Raw genomic sequence first — 11,616 nt, forward strand, 5'->3', positions numbered from 1 at the left:
CGTAAACACGCAGAAACACGGAGTTTTATATTTACGTTACAGGACTTGCACGCCCGATTGTCGCCACATACCAGCTACCGTCCGTTCAATACTGCCTCGATCAAGGTTTTTTGCTGCCGTAAACAATCCGACAACCTGAACCGGGTTTCCACGGTTCGTCGTGCTGCAGCTCTCATCTGGAGACATGCATCGGGGTCACGAAGCACGTTCATGATCACTTCCGCCAACACGTCCGGCTCAAAAAACGGTACAAGCAGCCCGTTTTGACCCGAGCGGATCAACTCCCGCACGGGGGGCGTATCCGAACCGATGATGAGCGCGCCGCATGCCATCGCTTCCACGACCGACCAGGACAGGACAAACGGATAAGTCAGATAGATGTGGGCAGTCGATATCTGATAGAGTTTCCGCAACTGGGCGTGCGGGATCGTGCCGGGAAACACGATTCGATCCGGCGGCAGATCAAGATTCCTGACGAGATGCTCGCGCCACGAACCGCCGCCGGGCGGCGGGGTTCCATAGCTGACGCCATCGCCGCCAACAAAAACGAAGATTGCATCATCGTTCTGCCGGATGACCTTGGCCGCAGCTTCGAGCGCTTGAGGAAAGCCGCGATAGGGTTCGAGATCACGCGCGACAAACGTGATTACGCGCGATTCTCCTGCCCTCAGCGTCCGTCCGTCCGGCAGCTGGATCGTTGCGTGACGATCCGGATAGAAGAGTTTGGTATCGACCCCTTCGTGAACCACGGCAATGCGGTTCTGAACGGAACGCGGATAAAGGCTCTTTTGCCAATGCGTCGGGCTGAATCCGCCGTCGATACCCTCAAGGGTAACCAGCTGCGCCATGTTACGCAGGCGCAGGCGTTTGCGGGTTTCAATATCTGGCCGGTCGCCCGGTGCGAAACCGACATCGGCACCATTGGCGCGGTAGAAAAACTCGCAATAGCCAAGTGCGGGAACGGAGGGCAGCACGTCCTTGACGAACATCATGCTGCCCCAGCCAATATGACCGACGACGATATCGGGTGCCTGACCATGATGGGCCATGGATTCCAGGGTTTCGGCCACACGGTACCCGATCCTCGTGTGATGATCGGGTACTTCCAGATATCTGGCCATCGCACCGCCGGTGCGAGGACCAGATTCTACTCTGTGGCGAATGACACGGACCGCTGGGAGGCGACGGTCCACTGTCTCGCAGATCAGGCTTACATCATGTCCACTCGTAGCCAGATTCTCGGCTAACGCAGCGAACTGACCGAAACCGCGCCTGTGCACAAATGCTATACGCATGTTACGAAACGTGTTCGGCTGGCAGCCGAAAATAATCGCAACACATCAAATGCCAAACCGTGCGGCATTACCCCACACGAGTTCCAGTCTGTGCAGTGTCTGATAGGCAATCTCCAGATTACGAAGATCGTCATCATCGCGGGTGAGGATATGGTTGTAGGACCGGCTCGCATTCCGCAAGCTTGCACACAGCCGTTCACCCTTGTCCGTCAGGCGAATACGGGCAGACCGTTTATCTCTCTGCGAGGTTACACGGTCGACATATCCACCATCGGTAAGCTGTTTCAGATAATAGGAAATGTTGGACCCGACATAATGCCCGCGATCCAATAGTTCACCCACAGTGAGCTCGACATCGCCTATAGCCATCAGAACCAGGGTCTGGGCCGGACCGATATCTTCCACGCCTAACTTCGTCAGCTCGGTTTTCAGCAAGCTTACAAAGCGGCGGTTCACTCGTTCTATCATCCGGGCCAGCTCGAAATGCGTGATAACGACTGTATGAACCGGATGTCTGCGTTCCTGTTTTTCGGCGGTAACTTCAGGAAAATCAACGGCAGTAAAGCCATCGACTGATGTTTCGACTTCCACTCCCTCGTGTAGAAGTTTTTGCATCTTTTGCTCTCCATTTTCAATTTTACTTCAAATTTTGAAGAAATTTGCAGTTATATTTTCTTTGCTCCTTTCGCATTTCCCCGCCGCAAGAACCTTTTTTCTGTCACATTCTCTGCAGTATTACTTTACTGATCTTGAGAACTAGCACACAGTTTTTAGGGATATCCGCCACCTGTGACCATTCCAAGGCAGATAGCGTATGAATGATACTCGCGAAATCAACTCGATTGGCAAGAGCCCCGCACACAAAAAGGGGCAGGACGATTCGGTAACTACGCCGAAAGGCCTGATTTTCAAGGCCCGCCGCGTTTTCCTGTCGGGACTACTTTATGCAGTGCTGCTGAGCGCCTGTATCAATTTGCTACAACTCACTGTACCTCTCTACATGTTGCAGGTTCATGATAGGGTGCTTAACAGCCGAAGCATGGACACGCTCACCATGCTGACCGTGCTCGCCATTGGCGCCATGCTCGTGTTCGGGGTGCTGGAATTCATCCGCTCCCTGTCGTTTCAGGCCATGGGCAGCGCACTTGTGCGCCGCCTGAATCTGGCGGTTTTGACGGCCGCGGTGCAGGCATCCGTGAATCAGGGCATGCCGAAAGCGACTCAGACGCTTCGCGATCTCAACGAGTTGCGCAGTTTCCTCACCTCACCGGCGATCAATGCTCCACTCGACGCCGCGTGGTCGCCGATCTTTCTCGGCGTCCTGTTCCTGCTCCACCCCATGCTGGGCGTGATCGGCCTCGTCGCCGTCATTATCCTGATTGCATGCGGCGTGCTGACCGACCTCCTTACCCGAAATCTCATTCAAGAGGCGAACCAGGCGAACATCGAAGCGGTGTCCAAGATCGGCAGCAGCTTGCGGCATGCCGAAGTCATCGAAGCCATGGGCATGCTCCCGGCGCTCGCTCGCCGCTGGCGCACGATGCAGGTTCAGGCGCTTGAAGTGCTTGATCTTGGCGGAACCCGCGCCCGTGCCCTCTCCTCGATTGCCCGCACGGCGCGTTTCATCATCCAGATCGGATCGCTCGGCATAGGCACGCTGCTTGCCATGCAGCAGGAAATCACGCCCGGCGCAATGATCGCGACCAGCATCATCATCGGCCGCCTGCTGATGCCGTTTGACCGAATCGTGGAAAACTGGCGCCAGTGGGTCAGTGCAATCGCCAGTTGGAAGCGCGTCCAGTCATTGCTTTCGGAAAACCTGGCTGTACGCCAGACCATGCCGACGCCGCGCCCCAATGGCGACCTCGTGATCGACAAGCTCATCTATGCCGCACCCGGCGTGGATGTCCCCATCATCAAGGGCATCTCCTTTTCGATCTCGCCGGGTGAAGTCCTTGGGGTTGTCGGCCCATCAGCCGCAGGCAAATCGACGCTTGCCCGGCTGCTGATAGGCATCGTCAAACCCACCTCCGGCGGCGTTTTCCTTGACGGAAACAATGTCTATCTCTGGGAACGCGGTTCTTTCGGAGAGATTGCGGGATATCTGCCGCAGTCCGTCTCGCTGCTGGATGGAACGATCAAGGACAATATCGCCCGCATGGGTGACAGCGATCCGCATCGCGTGCTGGAAGCCGCACGTCTGGCCGATGTGCATGAAATGATCGGCCGCATGCCGCTTGGCTACGATACCCCGGTGGGCGACGGCCGCCTGACTTTGTCCGGGGGGCAGCGCCAGAGAATTGGTCTCGCCCGCTGCCTCTACAATCGCCCGCGCCTGATCGTTCTCGATGAACCGAATTCGAATCTCGATGCGGTCGGCGAACGCGCGCTCATCCGGGCGGTCGAACACGCGCGCGACGATGGCGCCATTGTCATCATGATCGCACATCGGCCATCTATCATGCAGGTCGCCGACAAGCTGCTGGTGCTCGAAAACGGCCGTATCTCGCAGTTCGGGCCGCGCACGGATGTGGTCGCCTCACTGACACCCGCCAATAGTGGCCCGCAAATGGGAGCAGCAAACGCATGATGGGCAAATCGATTATTCCTCGTCGTGTTTCCAGCCTGCTCGCGCCGCGCGCAGAATCGTCGGATCACCAGGCTCTTACCCGTTTTGGCAGCGTCAAACCTGAATGGGCGCTCGATCTGGAGCGCGAGGATTCAAGATCGCCCCTGCGTGGGCTGATCATTGCAGGCCTAGCAACGATCGGCGTCGCTTTCGGCGGGTTTTTCGCCTGGGCCTATTCTGCCAATCTTGGAAGTGCGGCGGTAGCAATGGGTACGGTCATCGTCGATTCCAAACGCAAGACCATCAGCCATCTCGAAGGCGGCATCCTTGATCGCCTGCTGGTGCAGGAAGGCGATATCGTAAAGGTCGGTCAACCGCTTCTGCGACTGGACGACACGAAGGCACGTTCCGACCTCCAGTCCCTTGAAAGCAGGCGCATCGGCTTGATCGCAAAACTCGCCCGTCTGCGGGCCGAACAGGCGGGGGAGAAGGAGATCAGCTTTCCCGCCAGCTTTGCCGAGGGCGGTGAAAACGCGCAGAATGCCATTCGCGCCGAAAACATCTTCTTCCAGAAGCGACTTGCCCAGAAACTGAGCAAAATCGACATACAGCAGAAAACTATCGAGCAATATACGGAGCAAGCCAAGGCATCGACCGCACAGATAGCCGCGACGGACCGGCAAATCGAACTCATCAGCGATCAGCGCAAGGCGATAGCCAGCCTCGTCGAAAAGGGTTTTGCCCAGAAATCGAAGCTTACGGAAATCGATACGCGTCTCAGCCAGCTCGCCGGCGACAGAGGCGAGTATGCCGGTGACAAGGCGAAAGCCGAGCAGGCGAAAGCCGGGGCGGAATTTGCCCTGACTGGAATCGAAAGCGATCTCCAATCCGAAATTGCAGGCGAAATCACATCGAGCCAGGTCGAGCTTTCCGATGTGCAGGAACGTATCGTCGCGGCCAAGGATGTGATGCGGCGCGTGGAAGTCCGCTCGCCGCAAGACGGGATTGTAGCCAACATCCGGCTGCGTACGCCGGGCGGCGTCATCGCACCGGGCGAAGCGATCATGGATATCGTTCCTGAAAACGAACCCCTCGTCGTCGAAATGAAGATCAGCCCGCGTGATATCGACAGCATTTCGGTTGGCGCAGGTGCGCAAATCCGCCTGACCGCCTATAATCAGCGGTCAATGGCGCCGCTTGATGGCAAGCTGACCTATATCGCCGCCGATCAGTCACTTGATGAGAAGACCGATACCGCATTTTTCGTGGCACGCGCTGAAATCACTCCGGCGTCGCTCGCCGCAAATCCGACAGCCCGACTTTATCCCGGAATGCCCGCTGAAATCATCATCGTGCACAAGGAACGTCGTGCCATCGATTATCTGGTTTCCCCCATCACGGACAGCCTGAACCGGGCCTTCCGCGAAGATTAATATCCAGGGAATTTCAAAGTAAAACTCGATCATAGGTTGAAATTCCCGAAGGAAGCGTCGCCGCGCATGATATGACATGCGCGGCGTCATCTTGTTGAAATATTTTCACATTCCCTCTTCCTGGCCAGATAATTCAAATTTATAACCAATTCCTGCGTAAACACAAAACACATATAAATTATAATCACTGCAAATAGATTTCATATTTATGTTTACAGAACTGCAATATAAATTAATGGTAATAATTTGTTACTTACACATGTCGCAATTATACCAAATGACGATGTTGCAATTCCACATAATGCAGAGCAGACTACTAAGAGCATAATGGTCGGAGCATTCCGGCTTGTGGAAACCCCTACAGGAACACAAGGAGAAGCAGATGGCCACTCTAGAAGGCGGCGCCTACGACGACGTGTTGTTCGGCTCCCGCTTTGACGATTTCATCCGTGCCCATGGCGGTGATGATCTCGTATTCGGAGGCGATGGTAACGACACCGTCTTCGGCGGCAACGGGAATGACATCCTTTTCGGCGGCACGGGTAACGACACCCTGTTCGGCGAAAACGGCAACGACATTCTCTTCGGCAATGAAGGAAATGACGTCCTGAGCGGCGGCAATGGCAGCGACGTGCTGTATGGCGGCAATGGAGATGACATTCTCCAGGGCGGCAACGGCTCCGACCTGCTCTATGGCGGCGCACATAATGACATTCTCTACGGTGGAAACGGCAACGACATCCTTGATGGCGGTGCTGGAAACGACGTTCTCATCGGCGGAAATGGCAGCGATACATTCCTGTTCAATGGTGGCGGCGGAAACGACGTCATTCTCGACTTCAATCCCGGCGAAGACATTCTGCAGATTCAGAAGGGTATCAATGGTCTTGATATCTCTTCCGCAGACGATCTTGCCGACCGTGTCACGCAGGTTGGTGGCAATGTCGTTGTCGACCTCGGCAATGGCGACACCGTTACCCTCGTGAACACCAATGCAGACGATGTACAGGCTCATCCCGACCAGTACTTCACTGTTCACTGATTGAACAATTGAGAGCGTGCCCGGCAATCCTCCCGCCGGGCACGTTTCGACTTCGCCGGATACCCAACTTCCCCGTTGGGTATCCGGACCTCCTGCAAGCTGAACTTTTCTGCAAGAATGAAAGGGCCACACATTGAACCTCGACCATTCGGCGGACATTGAAAGCAAAACCGAGAACCTCTCCATTTGCCGTCTTTGCGCCGATGTGGCTGTGGTCATCTGGGATATTCCAGGCCCGGCTCGCACGACCACCAAATGCACATTTGAAATGCCGGTTCAGCCGGTCCCATTGCTGAGCGTCGGCATTCCGCTCGAAAATGGCGGCCTGCGCATGTTCTGGGCCATGCGTACCGGCAGTGAACCCGCGGAACTTTCGCTCTCGGCAGGGTCTCTCGGCCCGACGGCGCAAGCGGTCGTATATCCGGCCAAGGAACTCGCCCCTTTCGATGTTGAATATGTCGTAAGCGATCTCACGCTCCCCGGACATATCAAGCTTCTCACCACTATTCTGACCACGTGGCGCAGCACTTTCCGGCTTTCGCGAAACCAGACTTTCGCATCCCTCGTGCGGGACCTGACTTTCGCATTGACGCCGGAACCGCGCGAGGCCCAGCATTGCGGCGAACCTGTTCAGGGACATCACCTCCTTGAAACAGCGGTCGACCCGATGCTGGGCGAGATTTCGGCTATCTATGGCATCACTTCCGGCAGCGTGATGGTCATTCCACCACGCTTTGTGGTGGGCAGGCAGGCGCGCAACGCCTGGCAGCCATGCCATCTTCTGCTGGAAGCAGCGCAAGACCTGCCCTCATCGCTGCTGCTGGTGCTCACGGGTCAGAAAGGTGTCGCCGTTCGCAAGCTTGCGAGCGCTAGTGAACAAACGGATTTTGCCAAATGGTGGACCAAATGGCAGGGCAATGGCGCATTGCGGGAGTTTCTTGTTCGCCAGCTCGGCAAGCTAAGTCCTGCGGGTGCGGCGGTCGCCATTGATTTGCAAACGCGCACGCCGCTGCCCGTCCGCCAGATTGCGCAGTCTGCCACCCATCCGGCAGCTGAAATCGATCTCGCTCTGGCGCTCGATGGCGGGCTGATCGTGGGCGGTTGGATGCATGATCCCGCCGCCATGCTTGCGGATATCGAATATCTCCCGGAGAACGGAAGCGCGTTGTCGCTGAAGCCGAACTTCCACAAATTTCCCGGCAAGGTGGCCAAGCGCGAAGATACACCCCAGCAGGATGTGACGGGTTTCGTCGCCTGGCTTCCTTCGGTGCAGAATCTTGGACCCCTCCTGCAGCCACGTTTCCAGTTGCGCCTTGCTTCCGGCGCGACCGCGCCTCTGGTGCCCGCACCGCAGCCCTTCGAGCCATCAGCGCAGCGCAACCGCATTTTGCGATCCGTGCCGCCGCAACAGGCAAGGCCGCACGTGTTCTCGCATATTCTGGGACCGGCCCTCACCGAAGTTGAAAAGAAGCTCGCTGCAACGGTACACATAGCCGAGGTGAAGGAATTCGGAACGACGCCTGCCTCCCCGCTCGCGTCCATCGTTATTCCGCTCTATCGCAATCTTGATTTCCTGCGTTTCCAGTTTTCATCCATGGCGACAGACCCGTGGCTGGTGGAGAATGCAGAGTTCATCTTCGTGCTGGATTCTCCTGAAATTCAGGACGACACCGAGCACATGCTGGGTGGACTGCACATTCTGCACGATATGCCGTTCAAGCTGGCAATCATGAACCGCAATGGCGGCTATGCGCGGGCCTGCAATGCAGGTGCCAGCATTGCGACCGGAACAACCATCGTCATGTTGAATTCCGACGTCGTGCCTGCGGAACATGGCTGGTTGCAGCAATTGATCCAGCCTTTGTTCGATCAGCCCAAGCTTGGCGCAATCGGTCCTCGCCTCCTGTTCGAGGACGGCTCGCTTCAGCATGGCGGGCTTTATTTCGCCCGCGACCGTCAGGGCATCTGGCTCAACCATCACTATTACAAGGGCATGCCGGGTAACTATCCACCGGCACTCCGTCCGCGTGAAGTGCCGGGCGTTACCGGCGCCTGCCTCATAACGCGCAAGGATATCTTCGATCTCGTCGGTGGCTATACGGAAGACTATGTCATCGGCGACTATGAGGACAGCGATCTTTGCCTGAAGATCAGGCAGCTTGGCTTCCAGATATTCTACGAGCCTTCCATAGCGCTTTACCATTTCGAGCGCCGCTCGATCCGCCGCAGCGCGGATTACATGCGCGGCCTCGCCAGCCAATACAATTCCTGGCTCCATACGCAGCGCTGGGACGACGATATTACCGAATTGATGGCTCTGCCGCAGGAACAGGAGCGCACTGTCGACCTGTCGAATGTCATCATGACCAAATCTGAAAGGAGCGCCGCTTGACGGACGTGGTAGCGCTGAAACAGCCAGAACCTGAAGCCAAACCAGCAATACCGGATGTGCAGATCGACTGGCTGATGCAGTCGGTATTGAAAAACCGTTTCTTGCCCTCGCCCGATCCGAACAGCGTGTTCGTCGGCGATGGCGATTATCGCGCGGTCGGCGCAGAGTTTCTCGGGCATTTCATTCGCAAGGGCGGCCTTCGGCCCGACGCGCGCGTACTAGACATAGGTTCCGGCATCGGTCGCATGGCAGTGCCGCTGACGCAATATCTCGACCCGGCAAAAGCCCTCTATTCCGGCATCGATCCCGTGGCGGGCGGCGTAAACTGGTGCCGCCAGAACATCACGTCGCGCTACCCGAACTTCGAGTTCCGCCACATCGATATCGCCCATGACCTCTATAATCCCAAAGGGGTGGTCAACGGACTCAGTCTCGTTCTGCCTTTCGCTGACAGGAGTTTCGACTTCGTCATCATGACCTCGGTAGTCACCCATCTGCCGTCCGACGAAGTTAAAACCTATCTCGAACAGGTTTCCCGTGTTCTCGCTCCCGGCGGAAAATTGTTCATGACCGCATTCGTCGTGGACGACGTGGCGGCGCGCGACCGTCACGGCAAACGTGACAAGCGACTTGCATTCGAGCGCCATGGCAGCGGACCATGCTGGTTTGTGCCGGAACTGCCGCCGCTCGCAGCAGTCGGATTTGAGAATGGTTTTCTGGACCGTGCGCTTGCCGGTGCAAAACTGTCGCTCGAAGCAAAATCCTTCGGTCACTGGCGCGGCATCGAGGCGGATCATTATCAGGATATTTTCATCGCTTCGCGAGGTGCTGCCTGATGGCCCAACGTGTCCTCATCGCGGCTCATAATCACCCGTCGCTTCATCCCGGCGGAACGGAAATTTTTGCGCACGACCTGTTTCGCGCCTATCAGCGCGCCGGTTGCGAAGCCATGTTCATGGGCGCCACCAACAAGGTGCACCGCGAGGCCCGCCCCGGAACAAGCTTCCAGAGCATTGGCAATGGCGGCGATGAAATCCTGCTCTGGTCCGGTCATTTCGACCGCTTCTATATGAGCCAGATCGACCTTTACGGGATTGTTCCCGACATTGTCGAACTGCTGCAGGACTTCCGGCCCGACGTCGTGCATCTGCACCATCTGCTTTTGCTCGGCGCCGAATTCCCGCATATTGTGCGCCGCACGTTGCCGGATTGTCGTATCGTGTTGACTTTGCACGACTATTATCCCATCTGCCACCATGATGGACTGATGGTCCGCACCACGGGCAAGGAGCTCTGCCATGGTGCAAGTCCCGACCGCTGCCATGCCTGTTTCAAGGACATTGCGCTCGATAAATTCGTGCTGCGCGAACGGCATATCAAATCGCTCCTGAGCGCTGTCGATGCGTTCGTTTCACCGAGCGAGTTTCTCAAGCAACGCTATGTGGAATGGGGTCTCGCGGAAGAGTTGATCAGCGTCATTCACAATGGTCAACCGGAGCGCCCTTCCCTCGAAACAAAGCAAATCGAGCGCAGCAAGCCGGTCTTCGGCTATTTTGGCAATCTCAATCCGTGGAAAGGCGCAACAGTGCTGCTGGAAGCAGCACGGCAGCTTATATCGGAAGGCTTCGATTTCGAACTGCGCGTACATGGTGCAGCGCCATTTCAAAGCGAAAGCTTCGTCAGTGAAATCGAGCGACTCTTTGCCGAGACATATCCTTTCGTCCAGCGTCGCGGTGCTTATCGGCGCGATGACATCGCCCAACTGATCCAGACCGTCGATTGCGCCATAATGCCGTCGATCTGGTGGGAAAACGCTCCACTTGTCATTCAGGAAGCGCAGGGACAGAACCGTCCCGTCATATGCAGCAATATCGGTGGAATGGCCGAAATGATCGAACATGAGGTCAATGGCCTCACCGTTCCGCCGAACGATCCGCTAGCGCTCGCCCAGGCGATGCGTCGAATGGCGGAAAACCCGGATCTGCGCCACTCGCTCAGCGCGAATGCACGTCATCCGGACACCATCGACACCACGGCAGCACGCTATCTCGATCTGATCGGGACATTGCGGATCGCGCGTGTCGAGGCAGCATGAGAGGTAAATCATGAACATCGCGACCAAAGTTCCATCCGAGGGGGAAGCAAAGCAGGCAGCGACACCCAACGCCGCCGCCGGACCTCAAAGGACCGAAGCCATGAAAGGACGCGTTGACGCCATAGAGGAAGGCCGCCTCTATGGCTGGGCCTTCGATCCTTCGGTCCCGACCGAACGGCTTCTGATCCGTGTTCTGCTGGATGACAAGCCTATCGCTGAAGCTCCGGCCGACAAGGATCGCCCCGACCTGAAGCGCAATGGTATCGGCGATGGCAAGCACGCCTTTGAAGTGATGCTGCCGCAATTCGCCGCTGCACGGGCTGGCGAACTCGTCGTCGTTGCCGCCAACGCCGCAGGCGGCGAGCAGAAACTGCGCGTGCCGAAGCCCGACGAACAGGCTGCCGAAGCGCTTATCGCAGCACCCATGACGCGCATTCTGGACAAGCTCGACATGCTGATGGCGGCGCAACGCCAGTTGCAGGTCAACCAGCGTTCGTTGCAGCGCGTCGCGCCGACCCTCGACGCATCCGGCAATGCAGCCCCCGCGGAATTGCTGGACATTGCCAGTTCCGTTGATGGCCTGCGCACCGATCTTCATCAGCGCATGACCGAGCTTGATGTGCACATCATGCGCATGGACGGTGTTGTCGCCGGATTGGAACAGCGCATGGAAGACGTGCGCAAGCGCAGCAGCGGCGACATCAAGCTTCTGTTCATGCTGATGTTCGTGCTGGCTGGTTTCGTCGCCGGTGCCCTTCTCACCCTTGCAGTCATGCCCTGAGGGGACGTC

General features: G+C 57.1%; 9 protein-coding genes. 7 read left to right on the forward strand and 2 right to left on the reverse strand.

Features of this window, described 5'->3' with window-relative positions; all coding sequences use genetic code 11:
* Positions 1 to 74: 74 nt before the first annotated feature.
* Positions 75 to 1,295, reverse strand: a complete 1,221-nt coding sequence (locus ABWW28_RS00070) for a glycosyltransferase family 4 protein (protein WP_176587884.1) — start codon at positions 1,293 to 1,295, stop codon at positions 75 to 77.
* Positions 1,296 to 1,340: 45 nt separating this feature from the next.
* Complete coding sequence (locus ABWW28_RS00075) at positions 1,341 to 1,910, reverse strand: MarR family transcriptional regulator (protein ID WP_006468694.1); 570 nt, start codon at positions 1,908 to 1,910, stop codon at positions 1,341 to 1,343.
* Between the two features lie 199 nt (positions 1,911 to 2,109).
* On the opposite strand from ABWW28_RS00075, the gene ABWW28_RS00080 reads away from it, so the two are divergent.
* From ABWW28_RS00080 to ABWW28_RS00110, 7 genes are all read left to right on the forward strand, one after another.
* A complete protein-coding gene (locus ABWW28_RS00080) occupies positions 2,110 to 3,885 on the forward strand; it encodes a type I secretion system permease/ATPase (protein ID WP_176587885.1) in 1,776 nt (591 codons plus the stop codon).
* Positions 3,882 to 5,297 (forward strand): HlyD family type I secretion periplasmic adaptor subunit, encoded by a 1,416-nt coding sequence (locus ABWW28_RS00085; protein WP_025092027.1) that lies wholly within the window; start codon positions 3,882 to 3,884, stop codon positions 5,295 to 5,297. Before ABWW28_RS00080 ends, ABWW28_RS00085 begins: the two co-directional genes overlap by 4 nt.
* Positions 5,298 to 5,679: 382 nt before the next feature.
* Complete coding sequence (locus ABWW28_RS00090; RefSeq protein WP_006470323.1) at positions 5,680 to 6,339, forward strand: calcium-binding protein; 660 nt, start codon at positions 5,680 to 5,682, stop codon at positions 6,337 to 6,339.
* 133 nt (positions 6,340 to 6,472) lie between these two features.
* The gene (locus ABWW28_RS00095; RefSeq protein ID WP_176587886.1) at positions 6,473 to 8,731 is read left to right on the forward strand and encodes a glycosyltransferase family 2 protein; all 2,259 of its coding nucleotides are present in this window, start codon (positions 6,473 to 6,475) and stop codon (positions 8,729 to 8,731) included.
* Positions 8,728 to 9,567: a class I SAM-dependent methyltransferase gene (locus tag ABWW28_RS00100; RefSeq protein ID WP_176587887.1), complete on the forward strand. Its 840-nt coding sequence runs from the start codon at positions 8,728 to 8,730 to the stop codon at positions 9,565 to 9,567. The genes ABWW28_RS00095 and ABWW28_RS00100 overlap by 4 nt, the downstream gene beginning before the upstream one ends.
* Entirely contained in the window at positions 9,567 to 10,826 is a 1,260-nt protein-coding gene (locus ABWW28_RS00105) for a glycosyltransferase family 4 protein (protein WP_176587888.1), read from the forward strand. Before ABWW28_RS00100 ends, ABWW28_RS00105 begins: the two co-directional genes overlap by 1 nt.
* A gap of 10 nt (positions 10,827 to 10,836) precedes the next feature.
* Entirely contained in the window at positions 10,837 to 11,607 is a 771-nt protein-coding gene (locus ABWW28_RS00110) for a hypothetical protein (RefSeq protein ID WP_151569554.1), read from the forward strand.
* The last annotated feature ends 9 nt before the right edge of the window (positions 11,608 to 11,616 follow it).

It is taken from the genome of Brucella sp. NBRC 14130 (assembly GCF_040371715.1).
Taxonomy (GTDB): Bacteria; Pseudomonadota; Alphaproteobacteria; order Rhizobiales; family Rhizobiaceae; genus Brucella; species Brucella intermedia.

Excerpts from the sequence above, each read along its gene's own strand:
- ABWW28_RS00105 (WP_176587888.1), top strand. The coding sequence starts at position 9,567 with ATGGCCCAACGTGTCCTCATCGCGGCTCATAATCACCCGTCGCTTCAT.
- ABWW28_RS00090 (WP_006470323.1), top strand. The coding sequence starts at position 5,680 with ATGGCCACTCTAGAAGGCGGCGCCTACGACGACGTGTTGTTCGGCTCC.
- ABWW28_RS00085 (WP_025092027.1), top strand. The coding sequence starts at position 3,882 with ATGATGGGCAAATCGATTATTCCTCGTCGTGTTTCCAGCCTGCTCGCG.
- ABWW28_RS00080 (WP_176587885.1), top strand. The coding sequence starts at position 2,110 with ATGAATGATACTCGCGAAATCAACTCGATTGGCAAGAGCCCCGCACAC.
- ABWW28_RS00075 (WP_006468694.1), bottom strand. The coding sequence starts at position 1,910 with ATGCAAAAACTTCTACACGAGGGAGTGGAAGTCGAAACATCAGTCGAT.
- ABWW28_RS00110 (WP_151569554.1), top strand. The coding sequence starts at position 10,837 with ATGAACATCGCGACCAAAGTTCCATCCGAGGGGGAAGCAAAGCAGGCA.
- ABWW28_RS00070 (WP_176587884.1), bottom strand. The coding sequence starts at position 1,295 with ATGCGTATAGCATTTGTGCACAGGCGCGGTTTCGGTCAGTTCGCTGCG.